The 26459-nt window shown below is 44.2% G+C and carries 29 protein-coding genes and 1 tRNA gene; 1 reads left to right on the top strand and 29 read right to left on the bottom strand.

What is annotated here, in order from left to right:
* The first annotated feature begins 7 nt into the window (after window positions 1-7).
* Window positions 8-409: a hypothetical protein gene (locus T355_RS0109410; RefSeq protein ID WP_051555510.1), complete on the top strand. Its 402-nt coding sequence runs from the start codon at window positions 8-10 to the stop codon at window positions 407-409.
* A gap of 100 nt (window positions 410-509) precedes the next feature.
* Here the strand turns inward: T355_RS0109410 and T355_RS0109405 are convergent, their stop codons facing one another.
* The 29 genes from T355_RS0109405 to T355_RS0109265 all read right to left on the bottom strand — a co-directional run bounded on the left by T355_RS0109405 (window position 510) and on the right by T355_RS0109265 (window position 26440).
* Complete coding sequence (locus T355_RS0109405) at window positions 510-1109, bottom strand: hypothetical protein (RefSeq protein ID WP_027397536.1); 600 nt, start codon at window positions 1107-1109, stop codon at window positions 510-512.
* A 72-nt stretch (window positions 1110-1181) separates the two neighbouring features.
* A tRNA-Ala gene (locus T355_RS0109400) sits at window positions 1182-1257 on the bottom strand.
* A gap of 194 nt (window positions 1258-1451) precedes the next feature.
* A complete protein-coding gene (locus T355_RS0109395) occupies window positions 1452-2444 on the bottom strand; it encodes a hypothetical protein (protein ID WP_027397535.1) in 993 nt (330 codons plus the stop codon).
* A 12-nt stretch (window positions 2445-2456) separates the two neighbouring features.
* Window positions 2457-2798 (bottom strand): hypothetical protein, encoded by a 342-nt coding sequence (locus T355_RS0109390; RefSeq protein ID WP_027397534.1) that lies wholly within the window; start codon window positions 2796-2798, stop codon window positions 2457-2459.
* Window positions 2799-2819: 21 nt separating this feature from the next.
* On the bottom strand, window positions 2820-4499 hold the full coding sequence (locus T355_RS0109385; RefSeq protein ID WP_027397533.1) for a DUF342 domain-containing protein: 1680 nt from the start codon (window positions 4497-4499) through the stop codon (window positions 2820-2822).
* A gap of 81 nt (window positions 4500-4580) precedes the next feature.
* Window positions 4581-5336 carry a FliA/WhiG family RNA polymerase sigma factor gene (locus T355_RS0109380; protein ID WP_027397532.1) on the bottom strand — a complete coding sequence of 252 codons (756 nt, stop codon included), beginning with the start codon at window positions 5334-5336 and terminating at the stop codon, window positions 4581-4583.
* Window positions 5337-5374: 38 nt separating this feature from the next.
* Window positions 5375-5770 carry a hypothetical protein gene (locus T355_RS0109375; protein WP_155851709.1) on the bottom strand — a complete coding sequence of 132 codons (396 nt, stop codon included), beginning with the start codon at window positions 5768-5770 and terminating at the stop codon, window positions 5375-5377.
* Window positions 5771-5782: 12 nt separating this feature from the next.
* Complete coding sequence (locus T355_RS0109370) at window positions 5783-6268, bottom strand: chemotaxis protein CheD (RefSeq protein ID WP_027397530.1); 486 nt, start codon at window positions 6266-6268, stop codon at window positions 5783-5785.
* Window position 6269: 1 nt separating this feature from the next.
* On the bottom strand, window positions 6270-6887 hold the full coding sequence (locus T355_RS0109365; protein ID WP_027397529.1) for a chemotaxis protein CheC: 618 nt from the start codon (window positions 6885-6887) through the stop codon (window positions 6270-6272).
* 20 nt (window positions 6888-6907) lie between these two features.
* Entirely contained in the window at window positions 6908-7375 is a 468-nt protein-coding gene (locus tag T355_RS0109360; RefSeq protein WP_027397528.1) for a chemotaxis protein CheW, read from the bottom strand.
* 18 nt (window positions 7376-7393) lie between these two features.
* Entirely contained in the window at window positions 7394-9466 is a 2073-nt protein-coding gene (locus tag T355_RS0109355; RefSeq protein ID WP_027397527.1) for a chemotaxis protein CheA, read from the bottom strand.
* A gap of 20 nt (window positions 9467-9486) precedes the next feature.
* Window positions 9487-10731 (bottom strand): protein-glutamate methylesterase/protein-glutamine glutaminase, encoded by a 1245-nt coding sequence (locus T355_RS0109350; RefSeq protein ID WP_027397526.1) that lies wholly within the window; start codon window positions 10729-10731, stop codon window positions 9487-9489.
* Window positions 10732-10743: 12 nt separating this feature from the next.
* Window positions 10744-11424: a flagellar brake protein gene (locus T355_RS0109345; RefSeq protein ID WP_027397525.1), complete on the bottom strand. Its 681-nt coding sequence runs from the start codon at window positions 11422-11424 to the stop codon at window positions 10744-10746.
* Window positions 11425-11461: 37 nt separating this feature from the next.
* Window positions 11462-12379 carry a MinD/ParA family protein gene (locus tag T355_RS0109340; protein WP_027397524.1) on the bottom strand — a complete coding sequence of 306 codons (918 nt, stop codon included), beginning with the start codon at window positions 12377-12379 and terminating at the stop codon, window positions 11462-11464.
* A gap of 5 nt (window positions 12380-12384) precedes the next feature.
* Window positions 12385-14064: a flagellar biosynthesis protein FlhF gene (gene flhF, locus T355_RS0109335; protein WP_027397523.1), complete on the bottom strand. Its 1680-nt coding sequence runs from the start codon at window positions 14062-14064 to the stop codon at window positions 12385-12387.
* Window position 14065: 1 nt separating this feature from the next.
* Window positions 14066-16141, bottom strand: a complete 2076-nt coding sequence (gene flhA, locus T355_RS0109330; RefSeq protein WP_027397522.1) for a flagellar biosynthesis protein FlhA — start codon at window positions 16139-16141, stop codon at window positions 14066-14068.
* A 27-nt stretch (window positions 16142-16168) separates the two neighbouring features.
* On the bottom strand, window positions 16169-17305 hold the full coding sequence (gene flhB / locus T355_RS0109325; RefSeq protein ID WP_027397521.1) for a flagellar biosynthesis protein FlhB: 1137 nt from the start codon (window positions 17303-17305) through the stop codon (window positions 16169-16171).
* Window positions 17268-18050, bottom strand: coding sequence for a flagellar biosynthetic protein FliR (gene fliR / locus T355_RS0109320; protein WP_027397520.1), 783 nt, complete (start codon window positions 18048-18050; stop codon window positions 17268-17270). The genes flhB and fliR overlap by 38 nt, the downstream gene beginning before the upstream one ends.
* Before the next feature lie 19 nt (window positions 18051-18069).
* Window positions 18070-18339, bottom strand: a complete 270-nt coding sequence (fliQ, locus tag T355_RS0109315) for a flagellar biosynthesis protein FliQ (protein ID WP_027397519.1) — start codon at window positions 18337-18339, stop codon at window positions 18070-18072.
* An 11-nt stretch (window positions 18340-18350) separates the two neighbouring features.
* Entirely contained in the window at window positions 18351-19100 is a 750-nt protein-coding gene (gene fliP, locus T355_RS0109310; RefSeq protein ID WP_027397518.1) for a flagellar type III secretion system pore protein FliP, read from the bottom strand.
* 21 nt (window positions 19101-19121) lie between these two features.
* Window positions 19122-19679, bottom strand: coding sequence for a flagellar biosynthetic protein FliO (gene fliO, locus T355_RS0109305; RefSeq protein ID WP_071997196.1), 558 nt, complete (start codon window positions 19677-19679; stop codon window positions 19122-19124).
* Window positions 19679-20041 carry a response regulator gene (locus T355_RS0109300; protein ID WP_027397516.1) on the bottom strand — a complete coding sequence of 121 codons (363 nt, stop codon included), beginning with the start codon at window positions 20039-20041 and terminating at the stop codon, window positions 19679-19681. The genes fliO and T355_RS0109300 overlap by 1 nt, the downstream gene beginning before the upstream one ends.
* Before the next feature lie 126 nt (window positions 20042-20167).
* Complete coding sequence (gene fliY / locus T355_RS0109295) at window positions 20168-21439, bottom strand: flagellar motor switch phosphatase FliY (protein ID WP_037330079.1); 1272 nt, start codon at window positions 21437-21439, stop codon at window positions 20168-20170.
* Window positions 21432-22439: a flagellar motor switch protein FliM gene (fliM, locus tag T355_RS0109290; RefSeq protein ID WP_027397514.1), complete on the bottom strand. Its 1008-nt coding sequence runs from the start codon at window positions 22437-22439 to the stop codon at window positions 21432-21434. The genes fliY and fliM overlap by 8 nt, the downstream gene beginning before the upstream one ends.
* Window positions 22440-22484: 45 nt before the next feature.
* Window positions 22485-23003, bottom strand: a complete 519-nt coding sequence (locus T355_RS0109285; RefSeq protein ID WP_027397513.1) for a flagellar basal body-associated FliL family protein — start codon at window positions 23001-23003, stop codon at window positions 22485-22487.
* 107 nt (window positions 23004-23110) lie between these two features.
* Entirely contained in the window at window positions 23111-23308 is a 198-nt protein-coding gene (locus tag T355_RS0109280; RefSeq protein ID WP_027397512.1) for a flagellar FlbD family protein, read from the bottom strand.
* A gap of 108 nt (window positions 23309-23416) precedes the next feature.
* Entirely contained in the window at window positions 23417-25438 is a 2022-nt protein-coding gene (locus tag T355_RS0109275; RefSeq protein ID WP_027397511.1) for a flagellar hook-basal body complex protein, read from the bottom strand.
* Between the two features lie 93 nt (window positions 25439-25531).
* Window positions 25532-25924 carry a TIGR02530 family flagellar biosynthesis protein gene (locus T355_RS0109270; protein WP_027397510.1) on the bottom strand — a complete coding sequence of 131 codons (393 nt, stop codon included), beginning with the start codon at window positions 25922-25924 and terminating at the stop codon, window positions 25532-25534.
* Window positions 25925-25942: 18 nt separating this feature from the next.
* Window positions 25943-26440 carry a flagellar hook capping FlgD N-terminal domain-containing protein gene (locus tag T355_RS0109265; RefSeq protein WP_027397509.1) on the bottom strand — a complete coding sequence of 166 codons (498 nt, stop codon included), beginning with the start codon at window positions 26438-26440 and terminating at the stop codon, window positions 25943-25945.
* Window positions 26441-26459: the final 19 nt, after the last annotated feature.

The raw sequence follows: 26459 nt of genomic DNA, 5'->3' as shown, positions 1-26459 counted from the left end.
TCTATCTATGATAGCTAACATCATATCATACGTCTGCCTCATCGGTCTTATCGTTTTCTTCCTGGTGGCCATGCGCCGCATTTTAAAAAGGGACAATGTCATAAATGAGCTTATTCTCGGCTTTTATGATTACCAGACCATCTCCAAAGAAGAGCTTATTTCAAGAATGTACCAATACGCCTGCAACGATTTTCGTTTGAAGGGCCTCATAAATAAATTCAATGCCACAGAAGAGGATTACACCATTATTTTTGACAAACTCATCTACTGGGCAAACTTCAAAAAGCGCAAGCGCTATATTCCTGTTAATTCCTTCTTTTTCTATGGTTCCCTGAAATATCTCCTTCAGCATAAGGATGATGATGCAAAGCCACTCACTATGAAGATGATGAACTACTTCCACTTTTGATATTTGTAATAGCAACGTTTTTAATATTGTAATCTAAAAGGGACTGCTCCGGCAGTCCCTTTTACTGTGTCTGTATTTATATGTTTTTATGTATATGGGCTTATTTATCTTCCATCTTGTGATGATATTTCTTAATATCACCCTTGAGAATATCAATATCAATGTCAAAGCCTGCAGCATGACCTGGTTCCCCTTTAATGGCCCTGTCATAATTGTAGGAGCTGTTTACCACAACCTCATCGTTGAGCTTTTCGCTGTTGCGGATAACAATGTTTCTGAAAACTGTTAGGTACTCACCCTCCATTTTCTCCACATAAAGCTCATCCTTCAGCTTCTGAATTTCTGCCTCATACTCAGTTGCAGGCTTGAAGTTCTCCAAAGCATGCTGATAGTCATTATATGCCTCATCCCGTTTTACAACGGTACCTTCATTCAGATGCTCCTTCTCAATCAAATCACCGATAACGGGATATTTTACCTTCACGTAATCAAGGATTTCCTTATTTCTGTTCAACTCCCGTATTTCTTCCTCCAAAGCCTCAATCTCCTGATCCCGCTTCTGCATTTCAGCGTTCAGGGTCTTGATGCCCTCTTCCTTTTCCTGCAAAAGTTCACGGTCAGACACCTTTACGTAAACTACACCCATTACGCAAAGCAGTGCAAAAATACCGGCAACCACCATTGGCATAACATTTTCCATTTTCTGATCCCCTTCTCTTTTATATAATGAAATAAAAAAGCCTCAGATTCCTCTGAGGCCTAGTTTACAATATGGTGGAGACGAGGAGAATCGAACTCCTGACCCCCTGCTTGCAAGGCAGGTGCTCTCCCAGCTGAGCTACGCCCCCATTTGCTTGTCTTTTTGTCACATTACTTTGTTGCTCTTCCTCGCACTGTGACAAAAATCCTGCGCAAGTTGTATAAGCAGTGAAATAACTTCGTATTTCACTTATGCTTGAAGTTAAACATAACAACTTCACACAAAAAGTATTATATGAAACCACAGACTTTATGTCAACAAGATTTTCATACAATTTCGCTTTTAGATATTGTGGATTTGCTTTAGCAAGGCAATTGCATTCATGCCCAAGCCTGTAAAACGTGCCACATCCTCTGGGGTATAGCCGGCCATTAAGAGCTTTCTGGCTATTTCAGTCGCATCATCCCTATCATCAATCTCCGGATCCTCAATCACCGGTTCCAGCGGCTGTTGCTCCATCATAGGCGCAGCAGGCTCAGATACATATTCTGGTGCTGTGGTATATCCAGCTTCCTGATTTGATTCATACTCTGAAGCTATCCCATACTCAGGCCCCATTTCCAGCATTGGCTCCGGCTCAGAGCTTATATCTATATTCAGCCCCATATCGTGTTGAGCCGCCTCAAGATTTTTAGAAACCTCCCGAAATGCCTCCAAAGCAAGCTTTGCTTCCTCGGAAATGCCACTGTCAGCTTCAGCTTCTGGCTGGTTAACAGCTTCAGTAGGGAACTCATCATAAACACCCTGAGCGTCTTCCAAATTTTCCGCTGATATTTCAGAGCTCTGTGGTAAGTTTTCTGCGTATTCCACATTTTCAGGAATCACCAGATTCGGGTCCTGCATATTAGACTCCAGCAGCTGGGAAAAATCGCTTTCTCCATCCCGAGGGAATACAACTTCCTCAGATGCCAAAGGTTCGGCTGTTGGTTGGTTCACTGCTATCGATTGTGGCTCAGCTACTGACTGTGCCTGGAACTGTTGGGATTGGACAGAATTAACCACAGGACTTTGCTGCAACTTCTGCAGCTCGTCAATACGCTGCTGCAACATCTCCGCCTTATAATCAGCTTCCCGGAGCAGGCCTTCCAAGTGGTCTATATGACCTGCCATGCGATTAATAATCTCATCCGCTGATTGCTCCAGCTCATAGCGAAGTCTCCCTGCAGAGGCTTCCATCACCTCAGGATCCTCCTCCACCTTCTGGAGCTGTCGGCGAGCCAATAATACAATAATCGCTCCGACAATAATTATAAAACCTAAAATCTCAGTGGTCATCTAACTCTCCCATTAAAAACTAATATCTATATTATGACCTCTATATTGGTCAACTGCCATTTTCTCTGGCTCAGCTTCCTGTATTTCTTCTTCGCTGTTCACTGGAGCGGCCTTACGCTTCCTTCCACGATAGCCACCTTTACCCCGCTCCTCGTCAGGATTATCCTTAATTTTCTGACCTTCAGCTTCTTCCTTACTACGAACCTGCTGCTGCAGATGCTCCTGCTCCTGCTGGTCCTTTACGGCCTGATAATCATGTACCACAGCTCCGTGTTGGTTCATGTTATGCTGAATCTGGCCAACATCCGCCGACTGTGGTACAGTCATTCTGATATTCATTGGGCTAAAATCCATAAAAACAGCCCCTTTCGCCTATCAATATGCACCTATTTTTATGAAATCATCTTCCACATACTGAGTACAGCATTTCTCCTCCACCTGAACATTCTTCATAATGGAGTTTATGCTCAATCTGGCCCCCGGATACATGGTATCCTTTACTCTAATCTTACCACGTTTCATCTTTTGAAGCTCAACATCCAGCTCTTTAAGAAGACGCTCGTTACGTTCCACCGTACCTGCCAATGGGAACTGGGAACGAATCAAGGCATTAAAACGCTCTGCCTTATCAGGTGGCAGTTGGCTTATATCAAGCTTACCAAGGGTGTTAATCATCTTAGTAACCTGATCAAGGCGTTTCTTGGCCTCATTATATTCTTTTAATACAGTCTGATACTGCTTCTGAAGCATTGGATTTACCCCAACAGTAAGTCGGGTAACAACATTGGAGGCATTACCAACATTGGTGGCTCTTATTTCTTCACCAGCCGCCAAATTTCCACCATTAATCAGACCCTTTTTACCCTCAACAATAAGAGTATGGCCCGCTCTGATGGTGGAGTGCATGGCGACATCCGTAATTATTACATTGCCTCCAGCCTCAATATCAGCATTTTCTGCAAAGGTAGCCTGAAAATCGTTTTCTGCCCGAACAGTGCCACGGCTCATACCCTGAACACCGCCCTTAACAACGATATTTCGACCAATAACATCGCCGCCGCTGATCATGCCCTTTATTTCAATATCGCCGGTAGCTTTCAGCTGGAACCCAAGCTGAACACTGCCATTTACAGTAACACCACCAACAAAATCTATATTGCCGGTGGCCATCCCCACATCACCCTTAACGTCCAAATGTGGGTCAACGCTTATCTTGTTCCCGTTATCCACGATCTGCCCATCAATTTCGGACACAACAAAATTTTCGTCCTTAATAACGGTGTTTTTACCAGCTGGAACAGGCTTTGGTTTACCTGGCTTCTGACGAATTGTGGCCCCATGAACATTGGTTCCCGGCTTGCCCTGGGTGTGAGGAATTCTCTCAGCCAGTACCTGCCCCTTCTTCGCCAAAAGGAAAATATTAAGGTTCTTGTAGTCCACACGATCATATTCGTCCGCCACTGGCCTACCAGTAATGCTCATGTCAAATTTCTTAATTATCTGAGCATCAAGGCCATGCTCTGGTGGAATACCAAATGCAACCTTTGTAATACGTCCGGATTCAGCTGCTTCCTTAACAGCTTCCTCGTCAATTCCAAAAACAATATTCTTGATAGCCAGAGCTTCCTTTATCATATCAACAGTTGGTATCGCCTGATTCTCTCTAATATCGAAGCGAACTGTTACCTCCAGCTTATCTTTGGAAACATCCACAAAGACATTACCATATTCCCTGTTTTCCTGTAGTTCCTCAGTTGTCAGCTGGACATCAGTATTTCCATGCCGGCCGCCCTCTTTATAATTTTCAGGAACAACAAAAGTGTCAGATATCTTTGTAGGAACACCATTTGCTTCGCGGACCAATCTGGCCAAAAGCTCCAGATTATAGTCATCAACACTAAATTCCCTTAATATCTGACGCATATCTGATAATTCAAATTGAATACCCGGTTCTGAAGATTCGTATACAGTCAAATATACACCATCATTGCGGAATTCAAACAAATAACCAGAATCACGGCTACCCACTGTAGAGACTGAACTTGTATTATCCATAAACAGCCCTCCTTTGGTTATCCCACCCTCTCCAGAGGAACAACCAACAAATGCATCCTTGCATTTGCAAACTGATTTATTTTAAAGATCCAACGCCTCGTTTGCCAAAAAGCCCCTCAGCTTAAATACTGCCTTTGTGTGCAGCTGACAGATACGGGCCTCAGATAAATGCAATACCTGGCTGATTTCCTTCATGGTTAACTCTTCGTGATAATAAAGTGCTATTACCAGCCGTTCCTTTTCGGACAGCTGATCTATTGCCTTGGCCAGTGTTTCTTTCATTTCCACTGTCTCAAGGCTTTTAGTAGGATCATTCACAGCAGAAGATGCTGTTTCAAATTTTATATATTCTCCCAAAGGGATGATTGTAGAGGCACTCACCTGCTGCTCCAGTGCATGAAGCTGTTCCATGGTCACTTCAAGAGCATCTGCCAGTTCTTCATCTGTTGGAGTGCGCCCTAACTCTCCCTCCAGAGTAATTATCGTACTTTCATATTTTTTTATTTTCTGACGCAAGGAAACAGATATCCAATCCCGGGCTCGAAGATCATCCTTCATAGCCCCGCTGATTCTGATACCTGCATACGTCTCGAATTTATTGCCCCGATTATAGTCATATCGGGACACAGCGTCCATTAAACCAAAATACCCGCTGACCTTCAGGTCATCGGTATCCACATGACTTGGCAGACTAATGGCCAATCTGCCGGCTATAATATTAACCAGTGGGAGATAATGCTCTACCAGTTGATTCCTGATGTCTATGTTGTCCTTGTCACGACTGTATTCAATCCAAAGCTCTTTAACTGCCTCAGGACTTAACGCTGTGCTCTGCAACTTCTCTCACCACCATTATAAAACCCACGCAAAAAAACTTATTCCTCCTGATCAGTTGCCACATGACGCAACTCATCAGCCTGAAGTGGAGTAAAACCTCCGTCTTCAGTCAAATCAGATTCCTCCTGAGGAGCTTCTTCCCCTGCTTCTCCTGAATCCTCTGAATTCTCCTCTGTTTCCTGTTTGTCCCCTACTGCCGTTTCTTCTTCCTTTTCCCCATTCTTCCAGTTTTCCTCAAACTCATGAATTATTGAGGCATAACCCAAACGGTCAAACAAGAAGATAGCAATATAGACAACCAGTCCTGACACTATAAAGCTACAAAATGCCCGGCCAAGAATAATCTGCAACCGGGCATCTGATAACAGTCCTGCGACTATAGCAGTCAAAGCTGCTATAGCCCCGCAAACTGAAGCTGCACCTAGCTTAAACACATCAATCACCGTCTAAATTTCTTTCTCGCCCTTATCAATGGTCTTAACCTTGTATACACCATTTGATAAATCGATGGATACTGTACGACCATAGCTGCCACCCGTATCTTCACCGATAATAGGAATACCTAAGCCGGCAAGAACATCCTTGGCAGCTTGAGCATTTCTTTGCCCCACACGCATTATATCTGTAGCGTTGGCAAAAGCAAACATCTGGGCGCCACCAGCAATTTTGGCAACCAATCTGCTCCTGGAAGCACCCAACTTCAGCACTTCATTCAGCATATCTGGTATACCAGTATCCGCAAATTTTGCCCTGTTTTCGTTAGCCCTGGACTGGGTACTGTCTGGCAACATTATATGAAGGAGCCCGCCGACCTTAGTCTGCGGATCATATAGTGAGATGCCAATACATGAACCAAGTCCATAACTAATTAACGTTGATGGAGCTGTACCGACTTTTGCATCGGCCATTCCAACCTTAACTAATTCTGGCATATCATTCAACTCCCACTGCAGACAGTATAGTTTCCAATGAACCAGGATCAGGTACCAAGAAGAAGTGTCCCTTGATACCCTCATCATCGGTATTGAACTCAGTCTCAATAACTAAAGCATGGTCACCCATCTGACCAAGCTGAATCAATACTACGCTTAAAATAGCACCTGCCATATCCATTGCCAAAGCAGGAATAGTTGGCAGCAGGGATATATTAGTAAAATTGAACAAAGCGTTCAAATATGCACCGGAAAGGATATTACCTATCTCCATAAGTGCGGACTCATCCATAAAGTCCAGCTTCTGCGTATCACCACGCTTCTTGCCCATGAGCATGTCAACGAGATAGAACGCACTATCCCTTGGCAACAGGAACAGAATATTACTAGGAGCCTTACCATATACTCTGAGGAAGACTCCTACAACCATAACATCAGGTCCACCTACCAGGTCAGGAACATCACCAAGGGGTACTATTGATACCCTTGGGACGTTCATATCGATGCGTCTGTTTATAATCTGGGATAAAGCAGTAGCTGAGTTTCCAGCACCAACATTACCAATCTCACGTAGCGCATCCATCTGGTTAGCAGATAAGCTTGCAACATCATCTGACATATCTTCACCCCATCCAGAAATTATTCTTCGCCAGTAAGACCAATGATTTCGCTAATGTTAAGCTGAATTATCAGTCTTCCATCAACCTTGCCAATACCAGAGATAAATCTTGAATTTGCATCTGTACCAGTTACAGCTCTGGTAGAATCAATGTCATCTGCATTGATAGTTCTAACCTCAGTCACTGCATCAACCAGCATACCTACAGAAACCTCATCCAGCTGGACGATTACTATACGGGTATTTGCAGTATATGGAGTATCCTCCAAGCCGAGACGACGCTTCAAGTCGATTACTGGCAATACACTACCACGAAGATTTATTACTCCCTTGATAAATTCCGGAGCAAATGGAACTCTGGTAATATCTGTCAGCCCTTTTATTTCCTGAACATTTAAAATACTAAAACCATATTCTTCATTTCTAAGTTTAAAAGCAACTACCTGAACCTCACCGTCAGATACTATCTGTCCTTCTATGTTAGCCATTTTTCACCCCTCCTATGATTACATCAATGAACTTACGTCCAGGATCATAGCAACATGACCATCACCCAGAACAGTAGCACCAGCCAGCATCTTCAGACCGGACAGGAGCTTGCCAAGTGTCTTAATAACGATTTCCTGCTGACCAATGAGATTGTCAACAACAATACCCATCTTGTGATCACCAACATGTACAACAACCACAAAGATGTCTTCCTCGTTGGTATCCTCACCCTTAGGCACGCTAAGGACTTCACCCAGACGGGCAATTGGAATAATCTCACCGCGAAGAACAATAACTTCCTTGTTCTGTACGGTCTTAATATCATCAGGAGTGATATTAATGGTGCTGTCAATAGATCCAAGAGGAATTGCATACATCTCATTCTGAACCTTAACCAGCATAGCCTGGATAATAGCCAGAGTCAGAGGCAACTTAATCTTGAATACAGAACCTTCATCAATCTTGGTCTCAACGTCTACATTACCGCCCAAGGATTCAATCTTGCTGCGAACAACATCCATACCTACGCCTCGACCAGATACGTCGGTAATAACCTCCGCGGTGGAGAAGCCTGGCAGGAAGATCAGACGGACTGCATCAGCATCTGGTAATGCGTCAGCCTCCTCACGGCTAATCATACCTTTTTCAACGGCCTTGTTACGAATCTTATCAGCATTGATACCAGAACCATCATCAGTAACCATGATAACAACATTGTTACCTTCATGGCGGGCAATAAGGCCAACCTCACCAGTACGAGGTTTACCCTTCGCTTCACGCTCATCAGGATGCTCAACACCATGGTCAAGGGAATTACGGAGCAGATGCATCAATGGATCGCCGATCTCATCGATAACTGTACGGTCCAGCTCTGTATCCTCACCCTCAATTGTAAGGTTGATTTCCTTGTTCAGTTCCTTGGTAAGGTCACGGACCATACGAGGGAATCTGTTAAATACCTGACTAACTGGCACCATGCGGACCTTCATTACTACTGACTGGAGGTCAGTGGTAACTCTGTCCATCTGCTCCAAAGTCTCTGTAAGATCTGTCAGTCTATGGGTCATGCCAATCTGCTCAAGGCGAACCTTGTTGGTAACAAGCTCTCCTACCAGATTCATGAGTGTATCCAGCTTTTCAATATCTACACGTACTGACTGACCACCCATGTGAGTCTTCTTAGCATCCTTGGCTGCTGGCTTAGCATCAGCCTTCTTGGCTGGAGCAGGTGCTGCCTTTGCTGCTGGTGCTGCTGGAGCAGAAGCTGCTGCTGGAGCAGCTGCAGGAGCTGCTGGTGCGGCTGGTGCTGCTGCCTTTTCAGGATCAAACTCTGTTACGTTTGCAACTGTGATCTCAGAAATAGCAGAAACTGCACTCTCAATAGCCTTGGCATCAGCATCGCTGACGATAATTACATCGAAGCTGTGATCAAACTTCTCCTGTTCCAAGTCCTCTGCAGGTGGAACAGACTTAATTACATCACTGATTTCATCCAGCGCGTTCATTACCATATAGGAACGAGCTGACTTTAATATACAGTTCTCAGAAATTTCCACATGAACGTGGTAAGGAACAAGGCCGCTATTCTTTGCTTCAACAATAACAGTTTTTTCAGTATCACTGATATGAATAGCGCCAGCTTCCCCGGAAGCCTCTGGTGCAGCATCTGCAGCAGGTGCTGCTTCAGCTGGTGCTGCATCTGCGGATTCGCCCTTGGCAATTGCATTTACCTGACGAACCAGATCAGATACATCTACCAAATCCTCAGACTCACCGTTGCTGATATTCTCAACCATTTCCTGTAAGGTATCCAAGCACTTGAAAATTACATCTATAATTTCAGGGCTAACCTTCAGCTGTTCCTTACGGAGCATATCGAGCAAATTTTCCATATCATGGGTCAATTCTGCTGTCTTTGTGTACCCCATAGTTGCGGACATACCCTTTAAAGTATGGGCATTACGGAAGATTTCATTTAAGACGGACAAATCCTCCGGATCATTTTCCAGACTCAGCAGGCCGTCATTCAGAGACTGCAAATGTTCCCGCGACTCGTCCAAAAACATTTCCATGTACTGATTTGTTTCCATTTCTATTCCCCCTGATTAACTTATTTTCTAACTGCATTCATAATTGCTTCAGCTATGTTCTGAACGGGCAGGACCTCGTCAGATATTCCAGCGTCCACAACGGCCTTTGGCATCCCATACACTACGCAAGTCTCCTTGGACTCAGCAATAATGTATCCTCCGGCCTTTTTAATCTTTTTCATTCCAGCGGTGCCATCACACCCCATGCCGGTTAATATGACGGACACCACGTCATCGCCATACTGGGCAACAGAGTCAAACATTATGTCTACTGCCGGGCGATGGGCCGCCAAAGGTGGGTTCTGATTCAGTGAGATTACTCTTTGTGAACCGTTACCAGTTATCTCCATGTGATAATCACCTGGAGCTATGTAAACACAACCCGGTAAAATTGGCTCCATATCTTCAGCTTCCTTAACTTTCACCTGAGACATGTCATCCAAACGCTCCGCCAACGATTTAGTGAAGCCTGCGGGCATATGTTGCACTATTACCATGCCACACGGCATATCAGCCGGCAGCTTGGGAACCACATACTGCAAAGCTTTTGGACCACCTGTGGAAGTCCCTAAAGCTATGAGCTTGTTTCCTCCCGAAGAACCACTGCTGTGAGCACTACGCATTTTCAAATATGGGTTCTCCCTTTTCGCAAGCTTCTCTGTAACTGAGCTGCGTTGCTGCAATATGGAGGATGTCCTTGATGTTGCAGTCACATGAGCCGTAGGCTTCAAGCGACTGGCAACGATTGATGTTGGGGCTATTCCCCTATTAGGTGTAGTAACACCTTTTCTTTCAAGTATATTTATTCGCTTTAAATTCGCTGCTTCCTGCTTTTTTCCTAGAATATTCTCATTATTTATAATTTTTTTTACTTTCGCAGTTGCCGCGTTGCGACTTTTTTCCAGAATTTCATCCTTAATGGTGTCTATTCGCGATACTGATCCGCCTGCTTTAGTGATAAAATCCACTGCCCCAAGCTGAAGTGCCCTGATGGTTTCATCAGCATCCTTCTTGGTCAGACTACTTAGCATAACCACAGGTGTTGGACACGATTCCATTATTACTTCCAAAGCCTGCAAGCCATTCATAATGGGCATATTTACGTCCATAGTTACCAAATCCGGCTTCAATCTTGAAACGAGCTTGACCGCTTCACTACCATCCGGAGCAGTTCCGACTACCTCAAAATCAGGAGCCGACATAAATAAGTCTGACAGAACCTTTCTCATAAAGGACGAATCATCAGCTATTAATACGCGAATCATACCGACACCCCCTTAAAGCTTATCAATCCCCTTGGCCAATCCTCTCCGTTGTAAATCGAAGATATATTTTATAAGTCGATTTTGGACATTTCTGTCAATCGACAGAAATTCCGTACCTATATGATAAACTTTTTCGCCGTTAACATCAATTTCAACACAACGGGCCACACGGCACATCAGCTGTAAAAGACCAATATTTGGAATATCATCCAGTTCTATTGCTATCTTGCTGTCCACTGGCAACGGGCGTTTAAAAGCAATACACATGCCACCGCCACTTAGGTCCACTGATGATGTAAGTACCATTTCCTCCAGAGCACCTTCATCGTTTACAGGGCGCACAACCACTGGCAAGGTAGCCTTTACACGAACGAATTCACGGTTCTGAGCCTTTTCAACTTCCTCTGGTCTGGAAATATACCAAACAGGTATATTTTCTATACCCTTATCCATAAAAACAGCACGGAAAAGATAGAAACAACGCTCATCCAACACCTTGCAGATGACATTAGTACCTACCTCCGGTATTAGAGGACGATGCTTATCATCTACGGGCATTGCCAGAACCATATAATTGTCTTTCATGTCCTCAATTCTGCTATTATAAAAGCGGGTATCATCCATAAGAGATACCTGTGCTCTTTGCCCAAATCTCAGCACTTTATTAGCTTTGACAATTTCTGCTCTCTTCATTGTATTTCCTTTCCAACTCATCGCGTTTAAGAAGACATCACTTCCTAAACAGTCTTCTCAGGAATCCGCGCCAGCCAAGTTTAATTTTCTCCTGACGCCCATTGACGAGACCACTGGCAATAGATGCTATACATCTGGCCGATATTGCCTCCGGATGCCCTGACATTATAGGCACCTGAGACCTTACCGACTTCACCATCATCTGATCGTCATATATATATCCAATGCACTCTACGGAAAGCTTCAGAAATTTTTCTGCGGTCCTTGATAAAGTGCCAACCACTTCCCGTATTTCGGGCTCATCAATAACCCGATTTACGACAAGCTTAAGGTTTGGATTTTCAGTAGTTCTGCTGTAGCCCTTCATAACGGCATAAGCATCAGTTAATGCTGTAGGCTCCGGGGTGGTAACCAACAGTACTTCATCAGCAGAAACGATAAAATCAAGCACGTTTTTGCCAATACCAGCACCCGTATCCACCAATATAATATCTGCCCAATCCTCGCAGGCCCCCAGCTTATTAAAGAGTACCTCCCGCTCGGTTGCGGTCATCTCAGCGGCATGCTCCATGCCGGAGCCTCCGGAAATATAGCTCACACCATAAGGGCCTCTGAGAAGAACATCCTCCAGGGCTACATCGGGATCAAGCAAATTCATAAGATTCACCCTAGATGAAGTACCCAGCAAAATGTCCACATTGGCCATGCCCATATCGGCATCGATTATAATTACCCGCTTGCCCATGTTGCCAAGGGCAATAGCCAGATTAACTGTAAGATTTGTTTTTCCAACGCCCCCCTTGCCGCTGGTTATGGCAATAGTACGAGGGCCCTTGGATTCCGCCTTGATTTTTGTTATTTTTTCTTTTTCATCTGTCTCCTTGAGAATTGGCGGTTCTGGATAAACATTCTTATCCTCCACAAGGCGACGGAGATTTGCTGCCTGATCATTCATAATACTTACCTCAGCAGCATTTCTACCAGCTTCGGATAGCTGGCCGGAGTAATATCATCAGGAACACTCTGTCCGTTGGTAACATAGGACAAAGCAATTTTTTTCTTGTAAAGAAGATTCATAATAAGTCCTAAAGAGCTGGTTTCGTCAGTCTTAGTAAAGATTACCCTTTCAGGCTCACAAGGCATAAATCTGTTCAGGATTTCCTCAGCATCCCTGTGCTTGGTAGTAGAGCTAAGTACAAGATGCTTTTCAATGTCCTTGTTTGCCTTTAAAAGTCCCATGAGCTCCTTCATCTGGAACTCATTGTACTGGCTTCTTCCAGCAGTATCAATAAGAATAAGCTGCTTGTCAGAGTGCTTTTCAATAGCCTGCTGCAATGCCTCAGGAGAATAAACAATCTCGATGGGCAAGCCCAAAATGTCAGAATATGTCTTAAGCTGCTCCACTGCAGAGATACGATAGGTATCGGCAGTAATCAGAGCTGCGCTTACACCTTTTTCCAACACAAACTTAGCAGCAATCTTGGCAAGAGTTGTGGTCTTGCCCACACCAGTTGGACCTATGAGAGCCACGATTTTAGGTTTATCAGAATAAAGGGTAATGCCCGAAGCTACCCTTATTGTCTTTTTTAGGAATTTCTCCAAAGAACGATGCGCTTTTTCGGAGTCCTTGTCTTCAAGAATTTCCGCTCCGGAAAGGCGACGGATCATATCCTGAATAATTTTTTCATCAATATCACATGAACGAAGGGCCTGCTGGAGAGTAATCTCCTGGTCCTGATCAGAAGCTGCTTTCCCCATACGGGCCAGCATTTCTTTCATTTCGTCAAGCTCATTCTGCAAAGACTGAATGGTTTCCTGGTCATCCTCGACCTGCTTTGCCGCCTTGACGAAGGCTTCTTCCTTGGCAGCAGCCTCTGCCATAGCGGCCAAATCTGTTGCAGAAGGTTCCGCAGCCTTTACTGGCTCCGGTTCTTCCTTTTTTTCCATAGGCTTAATTATACGACCTACAGTAATGAGATTTTCATCGGCACGAGAGGCTCCTATAGCTGACTGAACACTATCATTGTCAGCTGCTTTGATGCGGTCAAGAGAGGATAAAATATCCTCAAACGTAGACTGGACCTGTGGTCCCTGGGTATTGCGCCCCCCAACTGCAGAGGCAGTATGTCCCGCATCATACTGATCAGCCCTAAGCTGGGCATTATCAACACTAAACTGAGTGCCAGCAGTCTGATACTGGGAAACTGCGGTTTTTCTAGGAATAATAGGCGGTACCATAGGCTCTGCAGCAGATGTTCCCATAGCAGGAGCGGAAGCCTGATTCCCCATGGTTGGAGCCGAAATCGGATTGCCCATGACTGGAGCCGAGGCTGTTTTTCCCATTGCATGAGCAGGAGCTGCTGATGGTGCTGCAGTAGCCGCTGACATACGAGGCGGAACTGCAGCTGTTGCCTTTTGTGATGGAGCAGGATTTTTTGCAGCTGCCCTTTTAATCGGCTTTTGCTGTGGCTCATCCTCCACAGCAGCAATTACCTCAACCACTTCCTTGCTGCCAAAGCCAAGAAGTCCACCTTTTTTTGAACGAGTTGTATGTAAAATAACTGCATCTATGCCAAGCTCAGCCTTAACATTAGCCATGGCTTCCTTCAGCGTAGGTGCCTTAAATGTTTTTATCCTCAATTTAGATCTTCACCACCCCAATAATCTGTATCTCTACAGTTTGCTCTATCTCAGCGTGAGACAGAACGATAATCCCAGGAACGGACCTTTCAACCAATTTTCTGAAATACAGGCGCACAGTCGGGCTTGTAAGGGCAATTGGCTGATACCCCATGTCCGTCAGCTTCTGCAGTTCTGCACCCAATGCGGTAAGAATCTTCTGCATAGTATCAGGATCAAGACTTACATAGGAACCCCGGTCGGTACGCTGAACGGCACCGGCAATGCGGTTCTCAATGGTAGGGTCAAGTGTGATACATGTAAGCTGATTATTCTGGGTATATTGCTGAGTGATTTGTCGAGACAATGCATGTCTTACATACTCAGTTAAAATCTCCGTATCCTTGGTGGCACGGGCATAATCCGCCAATACCTCCAAAATAGTAGCCATATCTCTGATAGATACACGCTCCCGTAGGAGATTTGCCAATACCTTCTGAATTTCACCAACACTCATCAGATCAGGCACAATCTCGTCCACAAGGGTAGAGTTGGTCTTACGTGCATTATCAATAAGGTTCTGGGTCTCCTGACGGCCAAGGATTTCATCGGCATGGGCCTTGATAACCTCAGTCAAATGAGTTGCCAGAACAGATACAGCATCTACTACAGTATAACCATTCAACTCAGCCTGCTCCCTTGATGCTTCTGGAATCCAGAGTGCCGGCAAGCCAAAAGCAGGCTCCTGTGTTTCAATTCCCTGAATTTCCTCAAACACAGTACCTGAATTCATCGCTAAGAAGTGGTCTAGTAATAATTCGCCCTTCGCTATCTCAATTCCTTTAAGTTTTATAATATATGCGTTAGGTTTTATTTGAATATTATCACGGATACGAATGGTAGGAACCACCAAACCCAGTTCCAATGCGCATTGACGCCTAATCATAACGATACGGTCCAAAAGGTCACCGCCCTGGCCGGTATCAACCAGTGGAATCAAGCTGTAACCAATTTCCAGCTCCATAGGATCAACCTGCAGGAGAGAAACAATATTTTCCGGCTTGGTAGCCTCGGTTTTGCTCTTTTCCTTTTTCTGAACAGTGGCAGTTTCCTCCACCTCTTTTTGTCCTCTGGTCTTCTGATAGCCGATAAAGGCACAGACTGCAGCCAAAATACTGAATGGCAGTCCTGGAAGGCCTGGAACCAGTGCCAATGCCAAAAGCACACCGGCAACGATAAAGAATACACGGTCATGACGCCCCAGCTGGGTAACGAGGTCATGACCCAAATTGCTGTCAGAAGCAGCACGGGTAACAATAATACCAGTTGCAGTGGAAATCAACAGAGCAGGAATCTGGTTTACCAAACCCTCACCTACAGTAAGCAGTGTATAGTTGGAAAGTGCCTGCTGAACTGTGAGATTTCTCTGAACCATGCCGATGATAAAACCACCGGTTATATTAATCAAAATAATGATGATAGCCGCAATAGCATCACCTTTTACGAACTTACTGGCACCATCCATGGCTCCGTAGAAGTCAGCTTCGCGCTGAATCTTCATTCTGCGCTCACTGGCCTCAGCATCGGTAATAGCACCCTGGTTAAGGTCAGCATCGATGGACATCTGCTTACCAGGCATTGCGTCCAGTGTGAATCGTGCGGATACCTCAGCAACTCGCTCGGCACCCTTGGTAATAACAATAAACTGAATGATAATCAGAATTATGAAGATAATGAAACCTACTACTGCATTACCACCCACTACGAAGTTACCGAAGGACATGATTACCTCTCCGGCGTAGCCTTCCAACAAAATTAGTCGGGTGGAAGATACATTCAGTGCCAATCGGAACAGTGTGGTTATCAACAGCAGTGATGGGAACACGGACAAATCCAGTGCCTCCACATTATATATAGCCGCCATAACAACTATCAGGGCCAGGGTTATGTTCATACACAACAACAGGTCCAGCAGCATGGTTGGCAGCGGAATAATCATCATTACAACGATGGTAACAATACCTACTGCTACCATTACATCACTGTATTTAGTTATAAAACTGCCCTTCTCCTGGGCAGCCGTCTCGGGAGCAGCCATGTTGTTCTCCTAATGTATCAATAAAACTTACGCGTAATATCTGGTCTTTCTCTTTAGCCTATATACATAAGCCAGCACCTCAGCCACAGCCTTGTACAGCTCCTGAGGAATAGCGGCACCTATTTCCACGGCGGCGAAGAGGGCTCTTGCCAAAGGCTTGTTTTCCACAATAGGAACCTTGCTTTCCCTGGCAATGGCCTTGATTTTCTGGGCGACCAAATCCTGCCCCTTTGCTATAACAATAGGAGCAGACATCCCCGACTGATATTTTAAGGCAACAGCAAAGTGAGTAGGGTTTGTTACGATTACGTCAGCCTGTGGAACCTCCTGCATCATACGGGCCATAGCCATCTGACGCTGCTTCTGACGAATCTTGCCCTTAATCTTAGGGTCACCTTCCTGCTGCTTGAATTCTTCCTTTACCTCCTGCTTGGACATTTTCAAATCCTGCAGGTTCTGCCATTTCTGATAAGCAAAATCCAGTACCGCCATGACGATGAACACGCCAATAATCTTAAATGCCAGAAAGAATATGGTATCCGACATCTTATTTAGCCCGGCGAATATATCCATGTAAATGAGCTTCGGTATCTGGAAAACCTCATCTTTAAGATAAGTGATAATAAAGTAGCCTATTATTATTATCTTAAGCAAAGACTTAATGAGCTCCACCAATGAACGCTTGGAAAACATTCGCTTGGCACCATTAATAGGATTGAGCTTATTAGGGTCAAAGCTGATGGTTTCTGTGGAAAAATTAAGACCTACCTGTGCCAGATTCATAGCCAAACCGATAATCATAATAAATACCATCAGCGGAATGGAGGTCTTGGCCAGAAGGATTATCATGCCGATAAACATCTGCATGATGGACTCCTCATTTATATCAACATTCAAGTTACCATAAATGTAGGTGGAATAATTCATAATCTCGGCCACAGCATTGCCACCAAGAACTTTAAGTACCATAAAGCCGGCCAACAACACGAAGGCGGCATTTATTTCCTGACTTTTACCAACCTGACCTTTTTTGCGGGCATCAGCCTTACGCTTGGCAGTTGGTTCCTCGGTTTTTTCACCGGCGAACAGCTGCAGATCAAACTGGAAAAGAGGTTGTCTGTATTTTTTATTGTATTGCCCGTAAGGCGATGGTGATGTTTCCATACATCTCATTGAACAACACATCCAAGAACAATATATAAAATGGAATAACAATAGCCAAAGTGAAGGTACCAATAACAATCTGCATCGGAATACCTACAACGAAGATATTCATCTGTGGCATGGTACGGGCCAATATACCAAGGGACACATTCGTAAGAAGTATGGCGAAGGTAATCGGCATGGCTATCTGTACACCGGTTAAGAATATGTTAGCGGTAAAATCTATTATTAAATCTGTAATGGCGGCATCATAATGTATACCCACCATTGGTATGGCGTCAAAGCTCCTGATTATGGCCGTCAATAACATGTGATGGCCGTTGGTCACCAGAAAGACTATCATAGTAAGATAGTAAAGAAATGTACCAATCAGTGGATTTTGCTGACCCGATGTTGGATCCATTTCATTTACTACTGCAAAGCCCACCTGCATGTCCATTATCTTACCAGCCATGGTAACGCATTGAAGGCACACATAGCATACAAAGCCTATAAGCCAACCCACAAACATTTCAGAAAGCACTGACAACGAATAGGCAAACAATGACATGGGCGCCTCTATAGGATAGTTCTGGTCTATCACCGGAAACATAACCAGCGATATGGCAAAACAAGCCCCAGCCCTGAAATATATTGGTATATTCTGGCTGCCATAAAATGGCGCAATCAGGAACATACCGCTAATCCGAGTCATCATTAACAGAAAAACAGCGGCATGATTTTGCAATAAATCAAAAAAATCCACCTATTTTACCTCATTGAACCTAACCTATATAAATTGGCAGATTTACAAAAACATTTGTAAAATACTCCACCATAATTCTGAGCATCCAAGGACCAAAAATCAATATGGCCACAAATACTGCCACAATTTTTGGAATAAAGGCCAAGGTCTGCTCCTGAATGGAGGTGGTAGCCTGGAATACACTGACCATCAGACCAACAGCCAGGCCTAGTCCCAGCATTGGGGCAGATACCAAAAGTACCACCCTTAAGGCCTCCTGGGCCATCTGTATTACAAGATCTCCTGACACTTAATCATCCCCTAATGAAAACTTATTATCAAGGACTTTATCAGCAAGTGCCATCCATCCACCAGAACGAACAGCAATATCTTAAACGGCAATGAAATCATTACCGGCGGCAGCATCATCATACCCATGGACATGAGGGTACTAGCTACAATCATATCTATTACGATAAATGGGATATAAATCATAAAGCCCAGCTGAAATGCTGTCTTTAGCTCACTTATCATAAAGGCCGGAATTAATGTAAAGGTGGAAACTTCCTCTGGTCCGTTTGGACGAGGGGCATCAGCCAAATTTACGAACATTGCCAGATCAGCTTCCCTGGTCTGCTTAAACATAAATTCCCTGATAGGCTCCACCACATTGTCAAGAGCCTCCTCCTGGGTTATCTGCCCTGCAAGATAGGGCTGGAGGCCATTTTCATAGCCCTGATTCCAGTAAGGTGCCATTATATAAAATGTAAGAAATAAGGATAATCCTATTATTACCATGTTTGGCGGTGTTGTCTGTGTGGACATGGCGTTACGTAAAAATCCAAGGACAACAACAATCCTGATAAAGGCTGTAGTCATTATCAGAATTGAAGGTGCGATGGACAAAATGGTCAATACCGCCATGAGCTGCAGAGTCACTGCAACATCCTGAGGATTATCCGAAGATCCAACATCAATATTCACATTAGGAATAAGAGGTGCCGCACTGGCATCTCCTACAAATAAAAAAAAGAAAAGCAGGCTTCCTCCTACTAAGAGTAGCCGCTGCAGCTTTGTCAAGCCTCACAACCCCTATCTTCTGCGATTCAAACCATCACGAATAAACGATGGAACCCTCTTGGTCAGCTCATCCAAGGATGACAGCTGGCTGGCAAACATTCCAGTTTCTATTGGCTGAACAACTGACTGTCTCCTAAGCCGTTCGATTTCTTCAGGATCAGTCACTTCACCCAACAGGGTAACCTGCTGGTCCGTAACACCCAGCATCAAAATTTTTCCTGCCAACTCAACAACACATACTGATTTATGTGGCCCCAGGGGTAAATGCTCCAACATTCTGCCGCCATTATTATTGACACTCTGTCCAAATCTGCCGCCTAAAAATTTAGACGCAAAATATGCCATGACAACCACAAAGGCAAACACAACCACAAGGCTGATAACGTATGCCAATGTCGACCACCATGACATTTGAGAAGGTTTTGGATCGGCATTCTCATATCCAGACAGATAACCACCGCCACCTGCTGAATCAGCTGCCGCCAGACAATCTGGCGACAGCACTGATAACACCAATATAAAAATACATAGGACAGATGCCATGGAGCAGAAACGTCTCCAGTCAATCATCAGCCAACTGCTTTACGAACAGCTTCAAGAACACGGTCAGCCTGGAAAGGCTTTACGATAAAGTCACGGGCACCGGCCTGAATAGCCTCGATAACCATTGCCTGCTGGCCCATAGCGGAGCACATAACGATCTTTGCGTTAGGATCAATCTTTCTGATTTCCTTAACTGCGCTGATGCCATCCATCTCTGGCATAGTGATATCCATAGTGGTAAGGTCTGGCTTCAGCTCCTGATACTTTTCAAGTGCCTTGGCGCCATTCTCTGCCTCGCCAACTACTTCATATCCATTCTTGGATAAAATATCTTTTACCATCATTCTCATGAATGCTGCATCATCAACTACTAATACTCTTACTGCCATTTGTCATCTCTCCTCATCAAATATTCTCATATTTTGAATTGAAATTATACTTACCTTAGTACATTTTATTATATCTTAATCAACGAGATTTAACAAGTATTACTGTTTTGCAACACATCTATGGAATTACAGACTCTGTACTCTTTCCATAGGACTTACAATTTCCGTAATACGAACGCCAAAGTTCTCGTCAATTACAACAACTTCGCCCTTGGCTGTGAGCTGACCATTTACATGAATGTCAACTGGCTCACCGGCCAATTTGTCCAGCTCGATAATCGAACCAGTGGAGAATTCCAAAATCTCCTTAATGGACTTTTTGGCACGTCCCAATTCAACAGTAACCTGCAATGGAACATCCTGAATGAGGCTGATATTTGCTGTATTGGCCACGGTAGGTTCGTTGGTCAAAGGAGCAAACTGTGCGCTCTGTACTGGAACTCCGGCGCCAACCACAGCAGAATTTGCATACTGTGCTGGTGGAGCGTACATTGGCTGTGGTGCAGCCATCATCTGAGGTGGTGGCGGTGCCATTGGTGCCGCCTGAGGTGGTGGTGGAGGTGGTGCCGCCGCTGGAGCTGGTGCTGGCGTTGGTGCAGGAGCAGGAGCTGCCGCTGGGGCAGGTGCTGCTGGTGCTGGAGCAGGCTCCGGTTCTGGCTCTTCCTCTGGCTGAGCTCCGCCATTCATGAGGAACTCTACCATTTCCTTAGCCACTTCCACTGGGAGAATCTGCATAATCTCACTATCAATGAGACCATCCACTTCCATTCTGAAGGAAATCTTCGCCACTGGTTCAGTCTGACTAAGGAGCTCGCTCACCTCACTGTTCGGCTCCAAACCGAAGTCAACCAGATTAACCTTTGGTGGCGAAATATCAATCTTTTTATTGAACATGGTAGACAATGAGGTAGCAACTGTACCCATCATCTGATTCATGGATTCGCCCACTGCACTCATGTGAATCTCGGTGAGCTCTCCTGGTGGGTTAAGACCATCACCGCCCATCATCAGATCGGCAATGATGGAAGCATCCTGGGCCTGAATGGCCAAAATGTTATTACCATTTATACCAATTACATATCCTACCTCAACTACCAGATAAGGCATTGGGTACTCATCCTTGATGAGCTGCATGGTAGCCATGGAAACTGTAGGAGTGGTAATGTTAACCTTGTGGCCGAGAAGTACGGACAAGGTTGTGGCCGCACTGCCCATGGATATATTACCAATCTCTCCTAAAGCATCTTTCTCTATGTCTGAAAGCATGCCCTCAACATCTGCTCCAGCATCGGAAGGAGCCGGTGCCGCTTCAGTAGGCTCTGGATCACTGCTTTCAGAAGATCCGCCGCCGCCATTCATAAGCGCATCAATCTCCTCCTGTGTAAGCATATCACCCATTAGTGCCTTCATCTCCTTCCGTCTTAATCAATTTCGTAATCTGCACTGCAGATCGCTTGCCGGATGTACCCGGCCGACACAAGAATTTTGTGTCACTTCCTATAATACATTTCAGCTCGTCATCAACTCTGGTATCCAGCTGTAAAACATCACCATAGCTTAATGACAGGAATTCACGAACTGAAATATCGAATTGTCCCATCTGAACTATAACAGGAACCTTTGTCCTCCTGAGCTTCTCTTTAATAATATCAGTATTTTCAGGATGGTCCTCCTTGCTGACATTAGCAGATACCCAGAAGGTTGTGGTCAGCTTGGACATGATAGGCTCCAGTACAAGGTATGGAATACAAATATTTAAGAAGCCTTCTACTGAACCGATCTGTGTCTTCAGCGTAATGATAACAACCATGTCACTAGGTGGTACAATCTGAGCAAACTGAGGGTTTGACTCCATTGCCTCCATCTTAGGATTAAACTGAACAACATTGAACCACGCTTCTCTGAGATGTCCCAAAGCCTTATCAAAAATTCTTCTGATAACGGCCTCCTCTATCTCAGTGAGTACCCGGGGCTTAATGGTATTATCTCCTTGACCGCCAAATACACGGTCTATAATTGAAAAAGCAATACCAGAGTTCATCTCCAAAATAATATTACCCTTAAGAGGCGGTACTGCCAATATTCCAATAACACTAGGGTTTGAAAGCGATTGGACAAATTCCTGATATGTCAACTGCTCAACTGACACAACCTCTACAGATACCAGTGCACGCAAGTAGGTGGACAGGTACGTATTAAATAGGCGTGCAAAGTTGTCATGCAGCATATTTAATGTTCTAATCTGATCTTTAGAGAACTTATCTGGACGCTTGAAGTCGTAAGTTTTAACCTTTTTCTGGTTCTCTTCCTTCTTCATCTCCTCAGCGTCGGCTTCACCAGAAGCGAACTGGGCCAGTAGTTTATCTATTTCAGATTGTGAGAGTACATCATCTGCCAAGCTTCATCCCCCTTTCCTTCTCAAGATATATATAATGTAACATTTTTACTGAAGCATAAAGCTGGTGATGTAAACATCATAAACACTGCCCTCGCCGAGAGCCTTGTTTACCTCACTCTTAATCTTGGCCTTCAAATCGTCCTGCTTGTTGGCATCGAGCTCCTCGATCTTTACAGTACGAAGAATCTGCAGGGTGGAGTCCATAATCTTGGTTTCAGCCATAGGGACGAGCTTGCCCTCTTTTACGACCTCCTCCTTCTCAGGATTCAGCTCCATAACTACACCGACCTTCAAAAATCTGCTGGCCTTAATGCCACCAACATTGACAATCATACCTTCCTTGGGATCGCCGAGCTTAACAAAAACGCCAGGGTCGTGATTCTTTACTTCACCACCTGCTACGTTAGAGCCGTTGGACATCACCTGAGTGGTAATGAAAAAGGAAATACCGCCGGCCAGTATCAAGCCAAAAAGAATAAGAACTACTACAATAATGATAGGGAACTTCTTACTTTTGCCACCTGCTTCGGGAGCCGGTTCCTCGATCTTTTCTTCATCAGCCATTCTATGTCACTCCTTCATTTTTTATCTATACCATTGACGAGAATCCTTTCTCATCAAAATATATTCAATATTAATATTTTACCAATTCTATGGCAAAATACAACTATTTATTTAAACCAGGCTCTCTTATACTTTACCACCTGGCGGACAACATCCTCCATTGACTCCTCAACGATAATCTTCTTACCGTTGGTGAGAGTAATAACAGTATCTGGTGTTTCCTCTATTGTTTCAATTATTTCTGCATTTAATACAAATTCTGCCTTCTGTTTCTTCTCGGAATTAAATTTTGTAAGCTTAATCATAATAAGCTCCCCCTTAGAACATTGTAATACTTATTGGCAGGTGCAGGAAGCACCTGCCAATAAATATTTGAAAACCCTTTTAAAGTCCTAATTACTAAGACCTATTTATTATCTCTTCATGTTGATGAGGTTCTCCAGCATCTCATCGGATACGGTGATAATCTTGGAGTTGGACTGGAAACCACGCTGAGTGATAATCATGTTACTGAATTCTTCTGCTACGTCTACATTGGACATTTCCAGTGCAGATGCAGTAATAGTGGCGCCAAAGCTCTGTGCAGTACCGATGTTAGGGGTACCGGAGTTATTGGACTCAACATAAAGGGAATTACCCTTCTTGGTAAGACCAGGAGCGTTGGTGAACTGAGCCACTGCAATCTGTGCCTCCTTGCGGAGTACACCGTTGGTGTAGGTACCAACAACAGTACCGGACTCATCAATGGTGACAGTTTCAAGAGTACCAGAAGCATAGCCATTGGCCTCAGCATTGGCGGTACTGGAATTAGCATACTGAGTTAAATTGGAATAGTTAATGGTTACCTGCTGGTCAGCAGCGCCATTACCATATTGTAACTTCAATATACCAGGGGAACCAGTTGAAGCATAGGCTCCAGATTCAGTAAACGGAACTACAGTATCTGGCATAGACAGAGTAGTCTCTGTTCCATCTTCTTCAACAATTGTATCCTTAGCCAATTTAGCTATCCATTGATTATCTGCCAAGTAACTCTTCTCCAAAGTAATAGGAACAACATGATCCGCTCCTAAAGAATCATAAACCTTAACAGTAGTGGAAAGCGGTATACTATTACCAACCGTATACTTACCAGATGTTACAGTTTGAGTAGTACCATCAGACATCGTAAGTACAGCTGAGACGATACTTTGCTCAGATTCACCACGGGTTACAGCACGTGCTATATCTGTGATAGTACTATCATATTCTACTGAAACCTCTTCTGTTCCACCTTCAACAACAGTCACAACGGTTGCTGCTGGTATAGTATACGAACCATTTTTGTCACTGTAATCTTGCAACTCACATGTAGCTCCTGCATGCATCTCAATCTCCGAGACCTTTGCATCAATTTCAAATGGCTCTCCTGGTACAAACAACCCCTCCTCAGGTGGTTTTGGAATTGTAACTGACTCAACATCACCTGAATCAAACTTTATAGTTACTGTACCATCTGTATTAGCAGTTACCTCGCTTATTATCGAGGAAATTTCGTACTTCTGACCTAAAGAATATGTTTTTCCAACAGTAGCATCAATAGGATTATTTCTGAAAACTATTGTTTGCCCACTATTTGACGCAAGTTTAAGCGCAAGATCACCAGCACTATTAGAAGTTGCATTTTTAAATACATACTTAATTGTTTCTTTAAATGGTTTCCCTGTCGTATACGAATTTGCCATGGATGGAGGTACAGTTTTATCTACCTTACGCCCATCAGCCAGCCCTATCGTAATAGTTACCTCATCTGTTCGTGTAGGAGTTAAATCAACTACAGCTCCCTTCACCTTAGTAGAATAAGTCTTACCATCTTTATCAGTGTAAGAAATGCTCTCAATCCCAGCAGATGAAGCATTTAAATTATTTAGATAATTAACAATACTAGTTTCAGAAGATGGCATTGTTTTACCAGCACGAATCTGAATAGCAGAAGTAGCACCATTGGTATTAATGGAATTGTGATCAGTAGCTGATGCATTAGCATACCCTTGAACATACAAGCCCTCTGCATTTACCAGATTACCATCAGCATCAAAATTAAAGGCACCATTTCGGGTGTAGTAGGTCTGGTTACCCTGTTTTACTACAAAGAGTGCGTTGCCGGAAAGGCACAAATCAGTGTTAATACCAGTGGTCTGTACGGAACCATCCTTGAAGTTTACATCAATAGCAGAAATCTTGGAGCCGAGACCAATCTGCTTAGGGTTGGTACCACCAGTGGTGCCGGAGGCCTGGGAAGCAGCGGTAAGGGTCTGGCTAAGGGAATCCTCAAAGTTTACACGGGAGGATTTAAAACCGGTGGTGTTTACGTTGGAAATATTGTTACCAATAACATCCATACGGGTCTGATGATTTTTAAGACCGGAAACGCCGGAAAAAAGTGAACGCATCATAATGAATCAATCTCCTTTTCTTGTTCTGATGCGGCTGTGTGGTAAAGGACATCTGTCATTCCGTCCTTTAAGCTCTCCATATAGGTCCAAGCTTTATAATATGGCCGCACTGTCAATATTCGTAAAAATGTTTTCCTTTGCACTTGATCCATCCATGGCGGTAATTACAGTCCTGTTGGCGACACTGACAACTAAAGCGGTATCATTCATATAGATAACGGATTCCTTAGCTCCCTTTTCAGCCATCCTGGCTACGGTGTCATCCAACTTCGCAAGGTCCTCTTCACTGAAATTCAGATTTCGGTCATTGAGTCTCTGAATTGCATGATTTGAAAACATCACCTTGTTGGAGCTTTCCTTTAACAAGCTGGCAAAGGATGCTCCCTTGTTTACTGCTGAACCAGCATTGGTTCGGCGACTATTGAGACTGGAATTTTCCACTGGCAAAATGGGTTGTGACGGAAAATAAATTCGTGGGTCACTCATATTCTGCCTCCAATACTTTTATACACCATCGCCTACGCGAGTAATATTTGCAATCTCTACCTTGGTCTGCATCTCAGAACCATCAGCAGCCTTAACAGTTGCAATAACAGAGGTCTGTCCATCAGTAACACTTACACCGCTAACCTTGCCCTCATAGAAATTGTTGCTGCCATCATGCCACTGGATATTCTTGCCAATCATGCTGCTAAGCTGTCCCACCAATACGGAGGAATCGATGTTTTCCACCAGAGAATAAACATCACCCAGCTTGGATGCTACGTTGGTCATCTGCTCCAAGGAGGAATACTGGGCCAGCTGTGCCAAATATTCGGTGTTGTCCATTGGAGAAAGGGGATCCTGATACTGCATCTGGGTTACCAGCAGGGAAAGGAATGCGTCTTTGTCCAGCTCATTCTTCTTGCCAACCTCAGAGGCCTTCACACCCTGTGTAGTCTTGTAGGTTTCCAGATCATAGGTCTTGCCATCTACAGTAATGGTATTTAATGAATTTGCCATATATTTCTCTCCTTTCTGA

Source organism: Anaerovibrio lipolyticus LB2005 (assembly GCF_000621545.1).
GTDB lineage: Bacteria > Bacillota > Negativicutes > Selenomonadales > Selenomonadaceae > Anaerovibrio > Anaerovibrio lipolyticus_A.
Note: the sequence above shows the minus strand (reverse complement) of the source record. Positions and strands in the feature narration are given on the sequence as shown.

Bases quoted from the DNA above. Each gene is read 5' to 3' on its own strand.
- T355_RS0109410 (WP_051555510.1), top strand. From the start codon at position 8: ATGATAGCTAACATCATATCATACGTCTGCCTCATCGGTCTTATCGTT.
- T355_RS0109405 (WP_027397536.1), bottom strand. From the start codon at position 1,109: ATGGAAAATGTTATGCCAATGGTGGTTGCCGGTATTTTTGCACTGCTT.
- T355_RS0109395 (WP_027397535.1), bottom strand. From the start codon at position 2,444: ATGACCACTGAGATTTTAGGTTTTATAATTATTGTCGGAGCGATTATT.
- T355_RS0109390 (WP_027397534.1), bottom strand. From the start codon at position 2,798: ATGGATTTTAGCCCAATGAATATCAGAATGACTGTACCACAGTCGGCG.
- T355_RS0109385 (WP_027397533.1), bottom strand. From the start codon at position 4,499: ATGGATAATACAAGTTCAGTCTCTACAGTGGGTAGCCGTGATTCTGGT.
- T355_RS0109370 (WP_027397530.1), bottom strand. From the start codon at position 6,268: ATGCCAGAATTAGTTAAGGTTGGAATGGCCGATGCAAAAGTCGGTACA.
- T355_RS0109365 (WP_027397529.1), bottom strand. From the start codon at position 6,887: ATGTCAGATGATGTTGCAAGCTTATCTGCTAACCAGATGGATGCGCTA.
- T355_RS0109360 (WP_027397528.1), bottom strand. From the start codon at position 7,375: ATGGCTAACATAGAAGGACAGATAGTATCTGACGGTGAGGTTCAGGTA.
- T355_RS0109355 (WP_027397527.1), bottom strand. From the start codon at position 9,466: ATGGAAACAAATCAGTACATGGAAATGTTTTTGGACGAGTCGCGGGAA.
- T355_RS0109350 (WP_027397526.1), bottom strand. From the start codon at position 10,731: ATGATTCGCGTATTAATAGCTGATGATTCGTCCTTTATGAGAAAGGTT.
- T355_RS0109345 (WP_027397525.1), bottom strand. From the start codon at position 11,424: ATGAAGAGAGCAGAAATTGTCAAAGCTAATAAAGTGCTGAGATTTGGG.
- T355_RS0109340 (WP_027397524.1), bottom strand. From the start codon at position 12,379: ATGAATGATCAGGCAGCAAATCTCCGTCGCCTTGTGGAGGATAAGAAT.
- flhA (WP_027397522.1), bottom strand. From the start codon at position 16,141: ATGGCTGCTCCCGAGACGGCTGCCCAGGAGAAGGGCAGTTTTATAACT.
- flhB (WP_027397521.1), bottom strand. From the start codon at position 17,305: ATGGAAACATCACCATCGCCTTACGGGCAATACAATAAAAAATACAGA.
- fliO (WP_071997196.1), bottom strand. From the start codon at position 19,679: ATGATTGACTGGAGACGTTTCTGCTCCATGGCATCTGTCCTATGTATT.
- T355_RS0109300 (WP_027397516.1), bottom strand. From the start codon at position 20,041: ATGGCAGTAAGAGTATTAGTAGTTGATGATGCAGCATTCATGAGAATG.
- fliY (WP_037330079.1), bottom strand. From the start codon at position 21,439: ATGGGTGATATGCTTACACAGGAGGAGATTGATGCGCTTATGAATGGC.
- T355_RS0109285 (WP_027397513.1), bottom strand. From the start codon at position 23,003: ATGGCTGATGAAGAAAAGATCGAGGAACCGGCTCCCGAAGCAGGTGGC.
- T355_RS0109280 (WP_027397512.1), bottom strand. From the start codon at position 23,308: ATGATTAAGCTTACAAAATTTAATTCCGAGAAGAAACAGAAGGCAGAA.
- T355_RS0109275 (WP_027397511.1), bottom strand. From the start codon at position 25,438: ATGATGCGTTCACTTTTTTCCGGCGTTTCCGGTCTTAAAAATCATCAG.
- T355_RS0109270 (WP_027397510.1), bottom strand. From the start codon at position 25,924: ATGAGTGACCCACGAATTTATTTTCCGTCACAACCCATTTTGCCAGTG.
- T355_RS0109265 (WP_027397509.1), bottom strand. From the start codon at position 26,440: ATGGCAAATTCATTAAATACCATTACTGTAGATGGCAAGACCTATGAT.